The sequence below is a fragment of the Streptomyces sp. NPDC056738 genome (genome assembly GCF_042790435.1).
Taxonomy (GTDB): Bacteria; Actinomycetota; Actinomycetes; order Streptomycetales; family Streptomycetaceae; genus Streptomyces.
In genome coordinates, this window is record NZ_JBHTZF010000013.1 from 39,633 (window position 1) to 56,208 (window position 16,576).

19 protein-coding genes are annotated in these 16,576 nt (G+C 71.0%); 12 read left to right on the plus strand and 7 right to left on the minus strand.

Going from position 1 to position 16,576, the window contains the following annotated elements:
• Positions 1 to 75: 75 nt before the first annotated feature.
• The 4 genes from ACFRIC_RS30200 to ACFRIC_RS30215 all read right to left on the minus strand — a co-directional run bounded on the left by ACFRIC_RS30200 (position 76) and on the right by ACFRIC_RS30215 (position 3,766).
• Positions 76 to 1,545 carry a sensor histidine kinase gene (locus tag ACFRIC_RS30200; protein WP_382792205.1) on the minus strand — a complete coding sequence of 490 codons (1,470 nt, stop codon included), beginning with the start codon at positions 1,543 to 1,545 and terminating at the stop codon, positions 76 to 78.
• A complete protein-coding gene (locus ACFRIC_RS30205; protein ID WP_382792208.1) occupies positions 1,545 to 2,276 on the minus strand; it encodes a response regulator transcription factor in 732 nt (243 codons plus the stop codon). Before ACFRIC_RS30205 ends, ACFRIC_RS30200 begins: the two co-directional genes overlap by 1 nt.
• A 79-nt stretch (positions 2,277 to 2,355) precedes the next feature.
• Complete coding sequence (locus tag ACFRIC_RS30210; protein WP_382792211.1) at positions 2,356 to 2,535, minus strand: hypothetical protein; 180 nt, start codon at positions 2,533 to 2,535, stop codon at positions 2,356 to 2,358.
• Between the two features lie 13 nt (positions 2,536 to 2,548).
• Positions 2,549 to 3,766: a S1C family serine protease gene (locus tag ACFRIC_RS30215; RefSeq protein WP_382792214.1), complete on the minus strand. Its 1,218-nt coding sequence runs from the start codon at positions 3,764 to 3,766 to the stop codon at positions 2,549 to 2,551.
• A gap of 536 nt (positions 3,767 to 4,302) precedes the next feature.
• On the opposite strand from ACFRIC_RS30215, the gene ACFRIC_RS30220 reads away from it, so the two are divergent.
• Complete coding sequence (locus tag ACFRIC_RS30220; protein ID WP_382792216.1) at positions 4,303 to 6,060, plus strand: trypsin-like serine protease; 1,758 nt, start codon at positions 4,303 to 4,305, stop codon at positions 6,058 to 6,060.
• Between the two features lie 154 nt (positions 6,061 to 6,214).
• Here the strand turns inward: ACFRIC_RS30220 and ACFRIC_RS30225 are convergent, their stop codons facing one another.
• Complete coding sequence (locus ACFRIC_RS30225) at positions 6,215 to 7,237, minus strand: LacI family DNA-binding transcriptional regulator (RefSeq protein WP_339130229.1); 1,023 nt, start codon at positions 7,235 to 7,237, stop codon at positions 6,215 to 6,217.
• Positions 7,238 to 7,260: 23 nt separating this feature from the next.
• Positions 7,261 to 8,079, minus strand: a complete 819-nt coding sequence (locus tag ACFRIC_RS30230) for a response regulator transcription factor (RefSeq protein ID WP_339130227.1) — start codon at positions 8,077 to 8,079, stop codon at positions 7,261 to 7,263.
• 277 nt (positions 8,080 to 8,356) lie between these two features.
• On the opposite strand from ACFRIC_RS30230, the gene ACFRIC_RS30235 reads away from it, so the two are divergent.
• The 9 genes from ACFRIC_RS30235 to ACFRIC_RS30275 all read left to right on the plus strand — a co-directional run bounded on the left by ACFRIC_RS30235 (position 8,357) and on the right by ACFRIC_RS30275 (position 14,181).
• Entirely contained in the window at positions 8,357 to 9,217 is an 861-nt protein-coding gene (locus tag ACFRIC_RS30235; protein ID WP_382792221.1) for an alpha/beta hydrolase family protein, read from the plus strand.
• A gap of 65 nt (positions 9,218 to 9,282) precedes the next feature.
• A complete protein-coding gene (locus ACFRIC_RS30240; RefSeq protein WP_355759864.1) occupies positions 9,283 to 9,537 on the plus strand; it encodes a MoaD/ThiS family protein in 255 nt (84 codons plus the stop codon).
• Between the two features lie 8 nt (positions 9,538 to 9,545).
• Positions 9,546 to 10,718: a hypothetical protein gene (locus ACFRIC_RS30245; RefSeq protein WP_382792224.1), complete on the plus strand. Its 1,173-nt coding sequence runs from the start codon at positions 9,546 to 9,548 to the stop codon at positions 10,716 to 10,718.
• Positions 10,719 to 10,887: 169 nt separating this feature from the next.
• The gene (locus ACFRIC_RS30250; RefSeq protein WP_382792227.1) at positions 10,888 to 11,631 is read left to right on the plus strand and encodes a DUF2993 domain-containing protein; all 744 of its coding nucleotides are present in this window, start codon (positions 10,888 to 10,890) and stop codon (positions 11,629 to 11,631) included.
• Between the two features lie 279 nt (positions 11,632 to 11,910).
• Positions 11,911 to 11,991 carry a putative leader peptide gene (locus ACFRIC_RS30255; protein WP_350310325.1) on the plus strand — a complete coding sequence of 27 codons (81 nt, stop codon included), beginning with the start codon at positions 11,911 to 11,913 and terminating at the stop codon, positions 11,989 to 11,991.
• Positions 11,992 to 12,144: 153 nt separating this feature from the next.
• Positions 12,145 to 12,990, plus strand: a complete 846-nt coding sequence (locus tag ACFRIC_RS30260; RefSeq protein WP_382792230.1) for a sulfurtransferase — start codon at positions 12,145 to 12,147, stop codon at positions 12,988 to 12,990.
• 30 nt (positions 12,991 to 13,020) lie between these two features.
• Positions 13,021 to 13,308 carry a DUF1416 domain-containing protein gene (locus ACFRIC_RS30265; RefSeq protein WP_054232391.1) on the plus strand — a complete coding sequence of 96 codons (288 nt, stop codon included), beginning with the start codon at positions 13,021 to 13,023 and terminating at the stop codon, positions 13,306 to 13,308.
• Positions 13,309 to 13,497: 189 nt separating this feature from the next.
• Entirely contained in the window at positions 13,498 to 13,761 is a 264-nt protein-coding gene (locus ACFRIC_RS30270) for a DUF3099 domain-containing protein (protein ID WP_103552296.1), read from the plus strand.
• Between the two features lie 27 nt (positions 13,762 to 13,788).
• A complete protein-coding gene (locus tag ACFRIC_RS30275; RefSeq protein WP_382792234.1) occupies positions 13,789 to 14,181 on the plus strand; it encodes a VOC family protein in 393 nt (130 codons plus the stop codon).
• A gap of 79 nt (positions 14,182 to 14,260) precedes the next feature.
• Here ACFRIC_RS30275 and ACFRIC_RS30280 read toward each other — a convergent pair whose 3' ends face one another.
• Positions 14,261 to 14,623, minus strand: a complete 363-nt coding sequence (locus tag ACFRIC_RS30280; protein WP_355759853.1) for a DsrE family protein — start codon at positions 14,621 to 14,623, stop codon at positions 14,261 to 14,263.
• A 263-nt stretch (positions 14,624 to 14,886) separates the two neighbouring features.
• On the opposite strand from ACFRIC_RS30280, the gene ACFRIC_RS30285 reads away from it, so the two are divergent.
• Both ACFRIC_RS30285 and ACFRIC_RS30290 read left to right on the plus strand, forming a co-directional pair.
• Positions 14,887 to 15,546 (plus strand): hypothetical protein, encoded by a 660-nt coding sequence (locus tag ACFRIC_RS30285; protein ID WP_382792238.1) that lies wholly within the window; start codon positions 14,887 to 14,889, stop codon positions 15,544 to 15,546.
• On the plus strand, positions 15,543 to 16,571 hold the full coding sequence (locus ACFRIC_RS30290; protein WP_382792240.1) for a hypothetical protein: 1,029 nt from the start codon (positions 15,543 to 15,545) through the stop codon (positions 16,569 to 16,571). The genes ACFRIC_RS30285 and ACFRIC_RS30290 overlap by 4 nt, the downstream gene beginning before the upstream one ends.
• The last annotated feature ends 5 nt before the right edge of the window (positions 16,572 to 16,576 follow it).

Genomic DNA, 16,576 nt, shown 5'->3' on the forward strand with positions numbered 1-16,576 from the left:
GGGGGCTCGCCCGCGTCAGGAGCAGGCTGGAGGAGCAGGCTGGAGGAGCAGGACCGAGGAGCAGGACCGAGCAGGTCAGCGGGTGTCGGGCGGGGCGGTCGGGGCTCCCGGAAGCCGGACGGCCGCGATCGTGCCGCCGCCCTCCGCGGGGTTCAGCGTCACCTCGCCCCCGCACTGCTGAACCGTGCGGGCCACGATGGACAGGCCGAGACCCGAGCCGGGCAGGGCCCGCGCGTCCGGGGAACGCCAGAAGCGGTCGAAGACGTGCGGGAGTTCGTCACCGGGGATGCCGGGGCCGTGGTCGCGCACGGTCAGCTTGCCGTCCTTCAGCCGGACGTCGATCGTGCCGCCCGCGGGGCTGAACTTCACGGCGTTGTCGAGGATGTTCACGATCGCCCGCTCCAGGGCGGAGGGCTCCGCCCGGACGAACCAGGGCTCCAGCTCGGCCGTGATCGTCAGCTCCGGGCCGCGCAGCCGGGCCCGGCGCAGGGCCGCTTCCACGGTGTCCTGCAGGGCCACGACCTCCACCCGGTCGGCCGTGGGGCCCGCCTCCGAGCGCGACAGCGTCTGAAGGTCGCCGATCAGCGCCGCCAGTTCGGTCATCTGCGCCGTCACCGAGGCGAGCAGCGCCTTGCGGTCCGCCGGGGGGATCGGGCGGCCCGTCTCCTCGCTCCGGGTGAGGAGTTCGATGTTCGTCCGCAGGGAGGTGAGGGGGGTCCGCAGCTCGTGTCCGGCGTCGGCGATGAGCTGCTGCTGAAGATCGCGTGAACTGGCGAGGGAGGCGGTCATCGAGTTGAAGGACCGGGAGAGCCGGGCGATCTCGTCGTCGCTGTCCCCGTCGACGGGGATGCGGATGGTCAGGTCCTCGGTGCGGGCGACGTGTTCGACGGCCTCGGTGAGTTCGTCCACCGGCCGAAGCCCGGCCCGCGCGACCCAGAGCCCGGCCGCCCCGGCACCGACCACGCCGATGCCGCCGACGAGCAGGAGGACGAGGGCCAGTTCGTTGAGGGTGGCGTCGGTGGCCTTGAGGGGGACGGCGTACATCGTCGCGGCGTCCTTGACGAGCGTCGTCGTCCCGTCCAGGTTGGCGATGGTCAGCGGGACCGTGAACACCCGCACCGCGTTGCCCTTGGTGTCGGTACCGTCGCGGAAGGTGCCGTGGCCCTGGACCGGGTTCTTCGCGAGGGCGGTGTCCCCGCCGGTGATCTCGATCTTGCCGGGTGAGATGGAGGCGACACAGACCTGGCCGTCCGCCGTGACCACTTGGAGGTAGGACTCGAACTGGGCCCGGAATCCCCCGGCGTCGGGCGGGGTCTGGCCGGACGGGGCGTTGGGGGTGCTGCTGCAGTTCTGGATGGTGGCGGAGATGTTCCTGCCCTGCGGGCGGGCCGCCGAGGACTGCAACTGGTTGTTCAGCTCGTCGTACAACTTCCCCTGGACGATGAACCAGCACGTCACCGAGACCGCCGCCACCGCGAAGGCCACCGCGGCCGCCACCAGGAGGGCCAGCCGGGAGCGCAGCGGCAGTGAGGTGAAGCGTGGCATCACTCCGCGCCACCGGATCGCAGCACGTACCCCACGCCCCGCACCGTGTGGACCAGGCGCGGCTCTCCGCCCGCCTCCGTCTTGCGGCGCAGGTACATGACGTACACGTCGAGGGAGTTCGACGACGGTTCGAAGTCGAAGCCCCAGACGGCCTTCAGGATCTGCTCGCGGGTGAGGACCTGGCGCGGGTGGGCCAGGAACATCTCCAGCAGGGTGAACTCGGTGCGGGTCAGCTCCACCGGCCGCCCTGCACGGGTGACCTCGCGCGTCGACAGGTCCATGCGCAGGTCGCCGAAGGTCAGCGCGTCGTCCTCGACGACGGCGCCGGCGGCTGTCGCGTACGAGCTGCGCCGCAGCAACGCGCGGATACGGGCGAAGAGTTCGTCGAGCTCGAAGGGCTTGACGAGGTAGTCGTCCGCCCCGGCGTCCAGCCCGGTGACGCGGTCGCCGACCGTGTCCCGGGCTGTCAGCATGAGGATGGGCGTGGTGGTGCCCGCGCCGCGCATCCGGCGGGCCGCGGTGAGGCCGTCCATGCGCGGCATCTGGATGTCGAGGACGACGAGGTCGGGCTGGTAGGCCGTCGCCTTCTCCAGGGCGTCCGCGCCGTCGACCGCGACCTCGGTGTCGTATCCCTCGAAGGCGAGGCTGCGCCTGAGTGCGTCGCGCACGGCCGGCTCGTCGTCGACGATCAGGATGCGCTGGGTGTCACGGTCGCCTTCGGCGGAGCTCATGGGCGTCGGGTTCCTCGGGTGGTATGAGTGGTGATCCGGTGCTTTCAGCCTTGCACGTTCCTGGCCGTGCCGGAATGGATCAGCTGCGTACGGTGCGGCGGCGGGCGGAGGTCCGGCCCCGGGCGGGCCGGGACACGGCGGAGGCCAGTTCGGGGGCACGCCGGACGGGCGGGTGCAGTTCGCGGGCGACCGCCAGGGCGAGGCCGAGTGCGGCGGCGTCGCCCGCGGCGGTGGTGTGCTGGACGCTCTTGATCATCATGGTGACCTCCCGGCTAGCTGTCGGAACCGCCGGCCCGCAGGGTGGCCAGGTCGGACTTGACGGTGTTGATCGGGATGGCGAAGCCGAGGCCGACGCTGCCCGCGCTCGACGAGGAGGACGAGGAGTCCGAAGCGGCCGAGTACATCGCGGAGTTGATGCCGACGATGTTGCCGTTCATGTCGATGAGGGCGCCGCCGGAGTTGCCCGGGTTGAGCGAGGCGTCGGTCTGCAGGGCCTTGTACGTCGTCGTGGAGGAGCCGGTGTCGCCGTTGAACTGCCGGCCGCCGAACTCGAACGGCCACTGGCCGTTGCCGCCATCCTGCTGCTGGCTCTGGCTCTGGCTCTCGTCGGTCGAGACGGTCACGTCCCGGTCGAGGGCGGAGACGATGCCGCTGGTGACGGTGCCGGTCAGGCCCTCGGGGGAGCCGATGGCCACGACCTGGTCGCCGACCTGGACGCCGTCGGAGTTGCCGAGTGTCGCGGGCTTCAGACCGGAGGGCGCGTGGTCCAGCTTGATCAGCGCGAGGTCCTTCTTGCTGTCGGTGCCCACCACGGTGGCGGCGTACGACTTGCCGTCGTCGAGCTGCACCTTGATCTCGGAGGCGCCCGAGACGACGTGGTTGTTGGTGATGATCTCGCCGCCGGTCGTGATGATCACGCCCGAGCCGGTGGACGAGCCCGCGTTCGAGGTCGCGCCGATCTCGACGATGCTCGGGCTGACCGCCTTGGCGACGCCGGAGACGGTGCCGCGCTGGCTGGTGGGCACCACGTTGGCGCTGGTGGTGCTGGAGGTGGCGACGGTGTCGTTGCCGGTCAGCTCCTGGAAGGCGTACGCGGTGCCGCCGCCGATCGCCGCGGCGACGATCGCCACGGCGGCGAGGAGGGCGAACGGACCCTTGGCGCGCCGCTTTCCGGCCGGGCTCGCGGGGGGCTCGGTGTGGCCGGGGGCCACGGTGGCGAACGCGGCGGTGGTGCCGGCGGGGTCGTGCTCGGGGTGGCCGGCGTACGGGCCGGCCGGGTGACCCCCGCCGCCGTGGCCGGAGCCGGAGCCGGAGCCCGGCCACACCGTGGTACCCGGCTCGACGTGGACCGGCCCGGCCGGGTCGTACGCCGGGGGCGGGGGCCACTCGGGGTTCACGGGGGAGGAGGGGTGCGACGGCTGCTCCGGGTACGCGGACCCGTGGTGGTCGCCCTGGGGGTACTCGCCGCTACGGCGGAAGCTCTCGGTCATGGAAAAAGACTGTCCCCCGATCATGAGAGCTCCCTGAGTGGCCTCTGAGAAGCCCGACAGAACCTCGTATGCCCGATATAAAGACGCTTTCTGTGAGCCGGCCGGGAGACGCCTGCGGGCACCGTGAGAACGGTCTGTGCGCGCTCGCCGGATGTTTTCGCCGTCGCCGGGTCACTCGCCGGAGGCGTCCGCCGTCGTCCGCGCCGCGCCCGGCGAGTGGTGTCTCCGCGGTCGTAAGGACAGCGCTTCCGGCGTGTGCCCGGTCGCGCACCGTGCGTGGTTTCGTCCCCTTCCGGTGAACGGCGGGTTGCGCGTCGGCGATGTCCGGGAACGCCGGGGACGAACACTTCTCCGACCCCTGTGAAGGCCGTGTGCCCAGAGATCGGTGAGGCCTACGATTCCCGGGCCGGAGGGGGGCTCCGCGGTTACGCCCGATGTCGATGCAAGCGATTGCCGTCGACGGTCGGGCCGGTGCGTCGTACGCCCTTCTCGGGCCACTGACGAGAGATGTACGCACCCACACCCAGGAGTCCTTAGTGATACCTGCCCTGCGCGCCCGTTGGAGACGCCCCGCCACGGCGTTGCCGACGGCCGCTCTCGCGCTGGCGCTGACCTGCGCCGGCGCCATCGCGGCACAGCCCGCCTCCGCGGCCGGTGACCCGGCCGGACTGCCCGACGCGAGCGTCGCCCAGTCCACGGCGGCGCCCGCGCCGACCGCCTCCGACAAGGAGCTGCGCCACCGCGTCGTCGAGGCCGCCAAGACCCAGGCGACGCCCGGCACGGCGCCCAAGAAGACGCCGTTCATCATCGGCGGCAGCGAGACGACGATCTCCTCCGCGCCGTGGATGGTCCAGCTCTCCTACTACGACAGTGCGGCGGGGACCGGCTACTTCTGCGGCGGCACCCTCGTCGCCCCGAACAAGGTCCTGACCGCGGCCCACTGTGTCGCGGGTCTGGACTGGGTGGACAACGGCGCGGTCGTCGCCGGTGCCACCGGTCTGCTGGACGACACCAACGGCACCGTCGCGGGCGTCTACCGCCAGTGGAACCACCCGCACTTCGACGGCTCGACCCTCCAGAACGACGTCGCGGTCCTCACCCTGGACCGTCCGCTGGAGCAGCAGTGGGCGAAGCTGTCGGCCGCGGGCGACAGCGCCTCGTACAAGGCCGGCAACTCCGCCACCGTCTACGGCTGGGGCCTGACCTCGGGCGCCGCGGACGCCGACCTGTCGGCGAACCTGCGCAAGGTCACCCTGCCGCTGGTGTCGGACTCCACCTGCAACAGCGCGATGAACACCGTCCTCGGCGAGGACGACTTCATCGAGGGCTCGATGTTCTGCGCGGGCACCCCGGCGACCGGCGTCGACGAGGGCACCAAGAGCCCGTGCAACGGTGACTCCGGTGGCCCGGTGATGTTCGGCGGCAAGATCATCGGCATCGTCTCGTGGGGCGTCTCCGGCTGCACCGCCAAGGGCGCCTACCCGGTGTTCACCAAGGTGTCCTCGTACACCTGGGCGGCCCAGCCGCGCATCGACGACGCCGACCTGACCTTCGACGGCCGCGCCGACCTGCTGGAGCGCACGCCGTCCGGCGGTCTGTTCGAGCAGGACAGCAAGGGCACCTCGCTGGCCGCCCGCGCCTACCAGGGCAACGGCTGGCAGAACGCGAGCTGGGTCCTCCAGGCCGATCTGGACCGGGACTTCTACCAGGACCTGATCATGCGGGACAAGGGCGACGGCAAGCTCTACCGCAGCTACATGAACCACAGCTCGGGCGAGTTCGAGTGGATGCAGATCAGCTCGGTGTGGGGCGGCTACAAGTCGTACGCCATCCCCGGCGACCTGACCGGCGACTCGCGCCCCGACCTGGTCGCGGTGGACTCCGACGGTTCGGTCTACCTCTACCCGGGCAAGGGCACCGGCCAGTTCTACGGCCGCGTCAAGATCGTCGACAGGGCGTGGAAGAACGTCAAGATCTTCGGTCACGGCGACCTGTCCGGCGACGGCCGCGCCGACCTGCTGGTCCGCAACAGCTCGGGCGTCCTGTACCTCTACCGGGGCACGCAGGTCGAGAAGACCCCGTTCTCGGCGCGCATCCAGGCTCGTACGGGCTGGAACTTCACCTCTTACGTGGCCAACGGCGACGTGACCGGTGACGGCATCGCGGACGTCATCGCCCGCGACTCGGGCGGCACGCTGTGGCTCTACCCGGGCACCAACAAGGCCTCCAGCAGCCTCTTCGGCACCCGCAAGAGCCTCGGCACCGGCTTCAACCAGTACAACCTGCTGTTCTAGGCCTATAGCTCCAGAGGCCTGCCGGGCCCTTTCGGCCCGCACCCGCACACAGAGATCCCCGCGTCCCGTCAGGGCCGCGGGGATCTTCGTCGTCCGGGTGGAGAAGGCGTGGGGCGGGGGCGGTGGCCGCGGACGGCCGCCGCCCGGGGGCGGGCTACTCGCAGCCGCAGGACTGCCGTACCACCAGGCGCGAGGGGAACAGCTTCAGCCGCTCGCGGCGGGAGCCGGGCACCCGCAGTCCGTCGTCCAGGACGAGGTCCACGGCCGCGCGGGCCATCGCCGAGCGGTCCGATGCGATCGTTGTCAGAGGGGGGTCGGTCAGAGCCGCTTCCTTGACGTCGTCGAACCCGGCGACCGCGAGCTGTCCCGGCACGTCGATGCGCAGCTCGCGCGCCGCGCGCAGGACACCGATCGCCTGGTCGTCCGTGGAGCAGAAGATGGCCGGCGGCCGGTGCGGTCCCGCGAGCAGCTCCAGGCCGACCTTGTAGGCGTCGTAGCGGTTGTACGGGGCCTCGAAGAGGCGTCCCTCGGTCGGCTTGCCGGCCTCCTGCATGGCGCGCCGCCAGCCCTCGACGTGGTCGGAGACGGGGTCGCCGACGGCGGGGGTCTCGGCCGTGCCACCCAGACAGGCCACGTACTCGTAGCCGTGCTCCAGGAGGTGCCGGGTGGCGAGCTGGGCGCCCCCTATGTCGTCGGTGACGACGGCGACGTCGTCGATCGCCTCGGGGCGCTCGTGCAGCAGCACCACGCGGGCGTCCCAGGCGTCGATCTCGGCGGCCGCGTGGTCGTTCAGCGCGTGGCTGACGAGGATCAGCCCGGAGACCCGCATGCCGAGGAAGGCGCGCAGATAGTGGACCTCGCGCTCGGCGATGTAGTCGGAGTTGCCGACCAGGACCATTTTCCCGCGCTCGGCGGCGGCCTGTTCGACCGCGTGCGCCATCTCCCCGAAGAAGGGCTGGCGCGCGTCCGGCACGATCAGGCCTATGAGCTCCGTCCGCCGCGAGGCCATGGCCTGGGCGACCCGGTCGGGCCGGTACCCCAGCTCCTTGATCGCGGCGAGAACGCGCTCGCGCGTGGCCGGGGCAACCGGCCGGGGTCCGTTGTTGATGACATAGCTGACGACGGCGGTGGAAGTACCCGCCAGTCGCGCCACATCATCCCTAGTCACCTTGGCCACGCGCGGAGTCTACGCGGATGGACCTACCTCTGGGCAGGGCGTACGGCAGCTTCCTGGGGCTGCTCGGCGGCCTGCGTGGGAGCGGTCCCGTCCGGGCGCGCCGTCTCGTCCGCATCATCCGGCTTTGGCTGGGCCGCCTTGGCCTTCGCGGTGTCCGCGGCGCGCTCCACCTTCTCCGGCGTAACGAATCGATAACCGACGTTCCGGACGGTTCCGATCAGCGACTCGTGCTCGGGACCGAGCTTCGCGCGCAGACGGCGTACGTGGACGTCGACCGTGCGCGTACCGCCGAAGTAGTCGTAGCCCCAGACCTCCTGGAGGAGCTGGGCGCGGGTGAAGACGCGGCCCGGGTGCTGGGCGAGGTACTTCAGGAGCTCGAACTCCTTGAAGGTGAGGTCGAGGACCCGGCCCTTGAGCTTGGCGCTGTAGGTCGCCTCGTCCACGGAGAGATCGCCGTTGCGGATCTCCATCGGGGAGTCGTCGTTGACGATCTGCTGGCGGCCCATCGCGAGCCGCAGCCGTGCCTCGACCTCGGCGGGACCCGCCGTGTCGAGCAGTACGTCGTCGATGCCCCAGTCGGCCGTGACGGCCGCGAGGCCGCCCTCGGTCACGACGAGGACGAGCGGACAGCCGGGTCCCGTGGAGCGCAGCAACTGGCACAGGCTGCGGACCTGGGGAAGGTCGCGTCGTCCGTCGATCAGGATGACGTCGGCACCGGGGGTGTCGACGAGGGCCGGGCCCTCCGCCGGAGCCACGCGCACGTTGTGCAGCAGCAGGCCGAGCGCGGGAAGCACCTCCGTCGACGGCTGGAGGGCGTTGGTCAGGAGCAGGAGAGAGCTCATCGAGCCTCACCCACCCGGGTCGTCCTGCCTTCGTGCACGGTTCGCTCGCCCATAACGTCTGGTTCCTCCTCGGTCCCTGCGAGGACGTTTGCGGCACTGCCCTGTACATGACGGCTCCCGCGCCTCCGGGATCCGCCGCGCCTTCGCGGCCCGTACACCTGCGGTTTCCCGCTTCGTATACAACGCTTCTGAAAGCACAAAAGGACCCGGGGGCTACTCTGCCCGAGTCCTCATGCCCAGCAGAATAGCCCACATGAGCCCAGGTCCGGCAGGTCACATGACGCGTTCGTTCAAGAGTCCACGCCTTGAGACGGCGGCGCGCACCCCTCTGCGGAGGTTTCTGCGTACGGCCGACGGGGTGGACATCGACGCGGCCTACGACCCCGGAACGGAGTCGTCCGGTGACCTTGCGTTCATCGTCGCACACGGATTCACGGGCGATCTGGACCGTCCGCACGTCCGCCGGGCGGCCGGCGTCCTCGCCCGCGGCGGGGCGGTGGTCACCTTCTCCTTCCGCGGCCACGGCGGATCGGGCGGCCGTTCCACCGTCGGCGACCGCGAGGTCCTCGATCTGGCGGCCGCCGTCGCCTGGGCGCGCGAACTCGGGCACACCAGGATCGTGACGGTCGGCTTCTCGATGGGCGGCTCGGTGGTGCTGCGGCACGCGGCGCTCTACGGGGAGAAGGGTCCGCAGGCCGCGGGCGGTGAACCGGCGGCAGCCCGGGAGCACGAGGGGCGCGCGCAGGCGCGTACGGACGCGGTGGTCTCGGTGAGCGCGCCGGCCCGCTGGTACTACCGGGGTACGGCCCCCATGCGGCGGGTGCACTGGCTGGTGACCCGTCCGGAGGGCCGGATCGTGGGCCGCGTCGGTCTGCGGACCCGGATCCACCACCGTGACTGGGATCCGGTGCCGGCGTCCCCGGTCGAGTGCGTCCCGCACATCGCCCCGACCCCGCTCCTCATCGTCCACGGCGACCGGGACGGCTATTTCCCGGTCGACCACCCGCGCATGCTGGCCGAGGCCTCCGCCGGGCACGCCGAGCTGTGGCTGGAGCACGGCATGGGCCACGCGGAGAACGCCGCCCCCGACGCCCTGCTGGCCCGCATCCGCGACTGGGCCGCCGCCCACGTGGCCTAGCCTGGCGGGGTTCACGCAAACAGGTGCGCGGACACCACACACCAGATCGCTGATTGAGGAACGAGATGGCAAAGGGCACGGTGCGTTACTGGGCCGCCGCCAAGGCCGCTGCAGGCGTCGGCGACGAGCCGTACGACGCCGGCACGCTCGCCGAGGCACTCGACGCGGCCCGCGAACGACACCCCGGCGAATTCGTCCACGTCCTGCGGCGATGCTCGTTCCTGATCGACGGTGATCCCGTGGGGACCCGCGGGCATGAGACGGTACGGCTGGCCGAGGGCGGCACGGTCGAGGTGCTCCCGCCGTTCGCAGGAGGGTGAGCGAGACGATGAGCAACCAGCCGTACGAGGGTCGCCGCGAGGCGTACGACCCCTATCAGCAAGCACAGCAGCACCAGTCCCAGGAGCCCCAGCAGCACGCCGACTGGCCGCAGCACACCCAGCAGTGGGAGGGGCGGACCTGGGAGACGCAGGCACAGGCCCCGGTCCAGGAGGCCGACACCTCCTACCTGCCCCCGTCGCAGGGGTACCAGGGCTTCGGCGAGCCCCAGGGGTACGGCGCCGCGGGAGCGACCCTGCCCCCCGAGGCCCCGGCGCAGCCGTGGAACCCGGCCCACGCGCCGGCCGGCGGCCCGGGAGACCCCTCCCGCCCCGGCGGGACCGCGCGGGACGGCGGGACCCTGCCCGAGAACGCCGACGGGACCGACGTCGCCTACGGGCCCGCCACGGTCACCGGCCAGAGCCGGATCACCGACGCGCAGCGCGCCCGCGCCGAGGGACGGTCGCCGATCATCGAGCCCGGGATCCAGCCGGCCGCGCTGACCGCGCTGCTCGCGCTGCTGCTCTCCGGGACGGCGGCGATCGGGGAGTACGCGCTCGTCGTACCGCTCGTCCTGCTCCAGGCCGTCACCGCGGCCGGCTGGTTCCGGCTGAACGGGATGTGGCCCGCCCGGCAGGGCATCGCGCTGGCGTTCCTGGGCGCGGTGACCGCCGACGTGGCGCTGCTCGCCGCCGGCCGGGAGAACGCGCCCGCCGCGATCCTCGGCACCCTCGGCGTGTGGGTCCTGCTGACCCTCGTGCTCCAGCTCCGCAGCCATGCCGACCCGGACACCCGCATGTACGGCCTGATGGCGACCGTCGTCTCCGCGGCGCTGGCGATCATCGCGGCCGGTCATCTGGCCGCCGAGCCGGACGCCGTCACGGTGGGCGCGGCCGCGGTGGCCGTCGCGATCCTGGCCCGCGCGCTGCCGCTGCCCACGGCGGCCTCCGTGGTCGTCGCGCTGCTGGCCGCCACCGGCGCCGGCATCGCGGTCGGCGGGATGACGGACCTGGGCACGCACGGCGCCTTCCTCGGTCTCGGCGCGGGCGTGTGCGCGCTGATCGGCCACCGGGTGGCGAGCTACGACTACCCCTCCCGCTTCGTCCACTTCACCGCGGGCGTGGCGCTGCCGCTGGCCGCGGCCGCCCCGGCGGTCTACCTGCTGGGCCGCGCCCTGGGCTGACCGGCGGAGCGGGCGGTCGTCCGCGGTCCTGGGGCCGCGCCGATTCGTCACAGGTGATCGACAACTACCTTGAAGGGCCCCCGATTCGGGGGCCCTTCGGGGTTAGGCTCGCGTCCGGTGGCCACTCGGCCGTCCAGACGGGGCCGTCCCAGGTAGGGGAACAACGAGCATGCGCGCACTGCGAATAACCCTGGTTCTGTTAGTCGTTCTCGGCGGACTGTTCGTACTGGCCGACCGGGTGGCGGTCTGGTTCGCGGAGGACGAGGCGGCGGGCCGCATCAAGACCAGCGAGGGCCTCGCGTCCACTCCCGACGTGTCCATCGGGGGCTTCCCGTTCCTCACCCAGGTCGCCTCGGGCGAACTCGACGACGTGAAGGTCGGCATCAAGGACTACCAGGCGTCCACGGGCGGGACGGGCGCCTCCGCGGGCACGATCCGCATCGACGACCTCAACGCCGAGATGCACGGTGTCGCCTTCAGCGGCGACTACAGCTCCGCCACCGCCGGCAGCGCCACCGGCACCGCGTCGATCTCGTACGCCGAACTGCTGAAGGCCGCCAAGCCCGAGCCCCTGGACGTCGGGTTCGGCATCAAGACCCAGGTCACGGGCCTCTCCGACGGCGGCAACGGCAAGGTCAAGGTCGCCGTCAAGCTGACCGTCCCCGGCTCCAAGGCGTCCAAGACCCTCTCGGTGCTCAGCTCCGTGTCCGTCTCCGGCGACACCGTGAAGGTGCACGCCGATTCCCTGCCCAAGCTGGGCGTCCAGCTCGCCGAGGGCCGGATCCGCTCGATCACCGACTTCGAGCAGAAGATCGAACAGCTTCCCGGCGGGATCAAGCTGGACAAGGTCGAGGCGGCCCACGACGGGGTCGAGATCTCGGTGAAGGGTTCGGACGTCCGGCTGGTCGGGTAGTCGGGTAGGAGGCCCGAACGGACCGGTGATGAACCCGGCCGGACCCGTGACGGGACCCGGCCGGGCCGGTCGTGGACCTCGGCGTGAGGGGTGCTGTCCGAAAGGCGAGACGGCCCCGTCCGTACCGCAGATGGCGGGCGGTGCGGTGACCGGCGGAGCCCTCCGGAATCCGTGCGGGACGGGCCCCGACGGCATGTTCGTTTCACAGTGCGGACGATCGCGTCTCAGTATCCGACACACCGGTGACATGCCCGCCTGTCCGTCCCTACGATCGGACCCATGAAGCGACAGGCGGATCTCACGAAGCGGCGGGCAGTAGACCTGTGCCGCGTCGCCGCCATGCTCTGTCGCACCTTCTGAGCGGAAGCGTTCCCGTCTTCCGCGAGCCGGGCCCTTGGACCTCTCTTGTCCGGGCCACCATTGCGCCGCGCAGCCCTCACCGGCATGCAGCACCGCACCGCGCAGCCTCTCCATCGCACCACCCCGCCGCAACTGCCCCGGAGGAGAACGAGCATGAGCCGCAGCGACGTCCTGGTAGACGCCGATTGGGTCCAGGACCACCTGGACGACCCGAACGTGGCGGTCGTCGAGGTCGACGAGGACACGTCGGCGTACGAGAAGAACCACATCAAGAACGCCATCCGGATCGACTGGACGAAGGACCTCCAGGACCCGGTCCGCCGTGACTTCATCGACCAGGAGGGCTTCGAGAAGCTCCTCTCGGCCAAGGGCATCGGGAACGACACCCTGGTCGTCCTCTACGGCGGCAACAACAACTGGTTCGCGTCCTACGCCTACTGGTACTTCAAGCTCTACGGCCACGAGAACGTGAAGCTGCTCGACGGCGGCCGCAAGAAGTGGGAGCTCGACTCCCGCGACCTGGTCGACGGCTCGCAGGTTCCCGACCGCGCCGCCACCTCGTACAAGGCCAAGGCCCAGAACACGGCCATCCGCGCCTTCCGCGACGACGTCGTCGCCGCGATCGGCTCGCAGAACCTGGTCGACGTCCGGTCGCCCGACGAGTTCAGCGGCAAGCTGCTCGCCCCGGCGCACCTGCCGCAGGAGCAGTCGCAGCGTCCGGGCCACGTCCCGAGCGCCCGCAACATCCCGTGGTCGAAGAACGCCAACGACGACGGCACCTTCAAGTCGGACGACGAGCTCAAGGAGCTCTACGCCGCCGAGCAGGTCGACCTCGCCAAGGACACGATCGCCTACTGCCGCATCGGTGAGCGTTCCGCGCTCACCTGGTTCGTGCTGCACGAGCTCCTCGGTGTGCAGAACGTCAAGAACTACGACGGCTCGTGGACCGAGTACGGCTCCCTCGTCGGCGTGCCGATCGAGCTCGGCGCCAACAAGTAACCCCCAAGGCCTGAAGGACGGAATCGAAATATGTGTGGAGCGAAGGCCGGCGGCCCCGACGCCTCGACGATCAAGCCCGGTGAGACCACCATCCAGGGTCAGGTGACCCGCGACGGCGAGCCGGTGACGGGCTACGTCCGTCTGCTGGACTCGACCGGCGAGTTCACCGCGGAGGTCCCCACCTCCGCGACGGGCCAGTTCCGCTTCTACGCGGCCGAGGGCACCTGGACCGTCCGCGCGCTGGTGCCCGGTGGCACCGCCGACCGCACGGTCGTCGCCCAGACGGGCGGCCTCGCCGAGGTCGCGATCGCCGTCTGAACGGCGGACCGCCGTCCATGACGGCAGTCGACTGAACGGCCGAAGGGCCGCACCCCCGGGGGTTGGACGCTTACCGGATCGGGGTGCGGCCCTTCGGCTCGTCCGCTTCCGGGATCGCCCGGCTCGTCCGCCGCCTCCGGGCCCGTCCGGCACTGCGCCGGACGGGTTGTCCGGGCCTACGCTGGTGGTATGTACGCGCGCAGGCGGCATCAGTACTTCGCCATGATGGGGACGTGCATCGTGCTGTTCGTCCTCGCGTGGTCGGTCGTACGGCTGTGGTCGGTTCCCGCGGCCGTCGCCATGTGCGTGGTGGCCATGCTGATTCCGCCGGTGGCCGCGATGGTGGCCAACCGGCGGGGGCCCGAGGACCGATGGTGGGACGATCCGTCCGGGGACCCGAAGTCCGACGAGTGGTGGGACGAACTGGACGGCAAGAAGCGGCGGCAGCAGTAGGAAGCAGCAGGAGCGGAAAAGGCGTCTATGTCGCGTACGAGGCTGTCCACCGTGGTGCTCGACGCACCCGACGCCCATGAACTCGCCGACTTCTACCGGAGGCTGCTCGGGTACGAGGTGCGGTCGGAGGAGCCCGACTGGGTGCTCATCGGGCCGCCGTTCGAGGGGATCGGGCTCGCCTTCGAGACCGAGCCGCTCTACACGCCGCCGGTGTGGCCCGCGGGCCCCGGCGACCAGCGGATGATGCTGCACATCGACATCGAGGTCGACGACCTCGCCGAGGAGACCGCCCGCGCCGTGGAACAGGGCGCCCGGCTCGCCGAGCACCAGCCCCAGGACGACGTACGGGTGCTCTTCGACCCGGCGGGCCACCCCTTCTGTCTCTGGGTGGACACGCGCACGCGACGCCGGCGGGGCTGACGGCACGGGCGAGCGGGCCGGTGGCGGCCCGCGACGGCGGCCGCCGGCGGGAGCGCCCGCTCCGGGAGCCGGGCGGCGGTCAGTAGACCAGCGCCTGCGTCCCGTCCGTCATCGCCTCCTGCACGAACACCTGCGCACCCGCGATCCGCACGCCCTCCAGGACGTCCTTCTCCGTGATGTCGCGCCGGGCCGCGCACTGGGTGCACAGGGTGATGCGCCCGGCCGCCAGGATCGAGTCGATCAGATCGGGCAGCGGTGCCGCGTGCGGCAGCTCGAACTCCGCGGCGCGGCCCGGCAGCGCGAACCACGAGGACTCGCCGGTCAGCCAGAGGGAGACCTCGACGCCACTGGCCACGGCCACCGCGGCGACGGTGAACGCCTGTGAGCAGCGCTCCGGGGCGTCGGCCCCCGCCGTCACCTTGATCACGAGCTTGTTCGCCATGGCCGCCATCGTAGTCCGAATCGTGATCAACGCCGGTGCAACCCCGTGTGGGGGCCATGGGTCTCCTGTGCGCGGATATGGAATCCGTGCTTCACCTTCTGTGGGGGGACGTCTTGGTAGTACCCGAAGGATCCGAATCACCGGAAAGACCGAGCGTGTCCGATGACGCGCCGATTGTCGATCCGGCTACGACGGCGGACGCTCCGTCAGGGCCCAGGCCCCGCCGACGCGGTCGTACGACTCTGCTCATCGTCACGGCCGCCGTGCTCGGTCTCGTCGCCGGTACCTGCACCGGATTCGTGGTCCAGGCCCACCGCGAGCCGACCCGGCTGCCCTCGCTGTCGCAGCCGGTGCTGAACCAGGCGAAGGGCCCCGGCCCCGAGCCCCTGTCCGCGGCCCAGGACCACCGTGTCAAGACGAACGGCGACCTCCGCAAGCTGCTGATCAGCCGGCCGAAGGGCGCGAAGAGCGCCGACTGGGTGGGCAACGACGGCTGGATGGACCTGACGGACTACGCGGAGTCCTACAAGAAGCCGGCCGAGATCTTCCCCGACCTCATCAACGACCAGTTCCGCCGCGCGGCCGTCGTCGGCTGGCAGCAGGGCAGCACGTACACCGTGGAGATCCGCCTGGTGCAGTTCCGCCAGGAGGAGAGCCTGAAGGCCGCCGAGGACAGCGAGAACAACTACTACTGGGCGGAGAAGAAGGGCGGCACCCGCAGTTGGTCCGTCCCCGGCACCGGTGACGGTATGGCGTACGTCCACACCCGTCCCGAGACGAAGCCGGGCTATCTCCCCGTGTACTCGGCGGAGGCGCACGCCTGGCGCGGCGACATCGCCATGGAGATCTGGGTCTACGACACCCGGCCGATCTCCAAGGACAAGATCATGGATCTGGCCAAGCGGCAGGTGGGACGACTGTGAGCGAGAACCCGACCGAGAACCCCACCGAGGTCCCTGCCGAGGTCCGCGCCGAGGGTGCCACCGGGAACCCCGCGCAGGGCGTCTCCGAGACCCCGGCCGAGACTTCCGTCGAAGCCCAGGCCGAGGCCCCCGCCGTGGCTCCCGTCACCTCCGCCGAGACCCCGGCCGAGACTTCCGTCGAAGCCTCCGCCGAGACCCCCGCCGAAGCCCCCGCGCCGGGCTCCGACCCCGCTCAGGGCGTCGCCGAGTCCTCCGGTGAGGCCGTCGTCGCGCCCAGGAAGCGGCTGCGTGCCCGCCGTGTCGTCGCCGTCTCCGGTGCCGTCCTGCTCGTCGCCGCCGTCGTCGGCGGGGTCGGCTGGACCTCCGCGACCGTGAACGCCGCCGACCGCGATCCCGGGGCGCCCACCTGGCGTTTCCCGAAGCCCGCGAAGGACAAGGACAAGGAGGCGAAGTCCGCCAAGGGCCTCGCCGGCATGCTCCTGCCCTTCGACAAGGCCTACACGCCAGGTCCCGACCTCGGCGAGTTCGGCAACGACGCCGAGCTGAACGGCCGTCAGGCCACCGCGCTGCGCAAGGAGTCCCTCCGCGACCTGCCCCGCACCCAGCGGCGGCGGCTGGAGAAGGAGATCGACGAAGAGCACATCAAGGGTGTGGTCATGCGCAGTTACGCCAGCGCGGACTCGTACGCGGTCTACAAGAAGCAGACCTTCACCGCGAGCATCACGCTGTCCCAGATGGAGAACCAGCGGACCGTGCGGGAGATCTCCAAGTCGCACAACGCGCTGCTCGAATCGCTCGGCATCTTCCGCAAGGGCCCGAAGATCGAGGGCCACAAGAACGCCGGGTGCTTCCTGCCGCCCAAGGACAAGACCGAGAAGCTCGACATGATGTTCTGCTCCGCGTACGTGGGCGACGTCCTGGTGAGCGCCACCGTTTCCGGCATCAAGCCGCTCGACGGCCCGACCGTCACGCGCTTCCTGGCCGCCCAGCTCGACCGGATCACGGACCCGGGGGAGGCCGTATGACCGAG

What these genes read in the sequence shown, in the direction of transcription:
- ACFRIC_RS30270 (WP_103552296.1), top strand. Translation starts at nt 13,498, where the DNA reads ATGTACGCGCGCAGGCGGCATCAGTACTTCGCCATGATGGGGACGTGC.
- ACFRIC_RS30210 (WP_382792211.1), bottom strand. Translation starts at nt 2,535, where the DNA reads ATGATGATCAAGAGCGTCCAGCACACCACCGCCGCGGGCGACGCCGCC.
- ACFRIC_RS30255 (WP_350310325.1), top strand. Translation starts at nt 11,911, where the DNA reads ATGAAGCGACAGGCGGATCTCACGAAGCGGCGGGCAGTAGACCTGTGC.
- ACFRIC_RS30280 (WP_355759853.1), bottom strand. Translation starts at nt 14,623, where the DNA reads ATGGCGAACAAGCTCGTGATCAAGGTGACGGCGGGGGCCGACGCCCCG.
- ACFRIC_RS30240 (WP_355759864.1), top strand. Translation starts at nt 9,283, where the DNA reads ATGGCAAAGGGCACGGTGCGTTACTGGGCCGCCGCCAAGGCCGCTGCA.
- ACFRIC_RS30200 (WP_382792205.1), bottom strand. Translation starts at nt 1,545, where the DNA reads ATGCCACGCTTCACCTCACTGCCGCTGCGCTCCCGGCTGGCCCTCCTG.
- ACFRIC_RS30265 (WP_054232391.1), top strand. Translation starts at nt 13,021, where the DNA reads ATGTGTGGAGCGAAGGCCGGCGGCCCCGACGCCTCGACGATCAAGCCC.
- ACFRIC_RS30245 (WP_382792224.1), top strand. Translation starts at nt 9,546, where the DNA reads ATGAGCAACCAGCCGTACGAGGGTCGCCGCGAGGCGTACGACCCCTAT.
- ACFRIC_RS30275 (WP_382792234.1), top strand. Translation starts at nt 13,789, where the DNA reads ATGTCGCGTACGAGGCTGTCCACCGTGGTGCTCGACGCACCCGACGCC.
- ACFRIC_RS30205 (WP_382792208.1), bottom strand. Translation starts at nt 2,276, where the DNA reads ATGAGCTCCGCCGAAGGCGACCGTGACACCCAGCGCATCCTGATCGTC.
- ACFRIC_RS30230 (WP_339130227.1), bottom strand. Translation starts at nt 8,079, where the DNA reads ATGAGCTCTCTCCTGCTCCTGACCAACGCCCTCCAGCCGTCGACGGAG.
- ACFRIC_RS30250 (WP_382792227.1), top strand. Translation starts at nt 10,888, where the DNA reads ATGCGCGCACTGCGAATAACCCTGGTTCTGTTAGTCGTTCTCGGCGGA.
- ACFRIC_RS30215 (WP_382792214.1), bottom strand. Translation starts at nt 3,766, where the DNA reads ATGACCGAGAGCTTCCGCCGTAGCGGCGAGTACCCCCAGGGCGACCAC.
- ACFRIC_RS30235 (WP_382792221.1), top strand. Translation starts at nt 8,357, where the DNA reads ATGACGCGTTCGTTCAAGAGTCCACGCCTTGAGACGGCGGCGCGCACC.
- ACFRIC_RS30260 (WP_382792230.1), top strand. Translation starts at nt 12,145, where the DNA reads ATGAGCCGCAGCGACGTCCTGGTAGACGCCGATTGGGTCCAGGACCAC.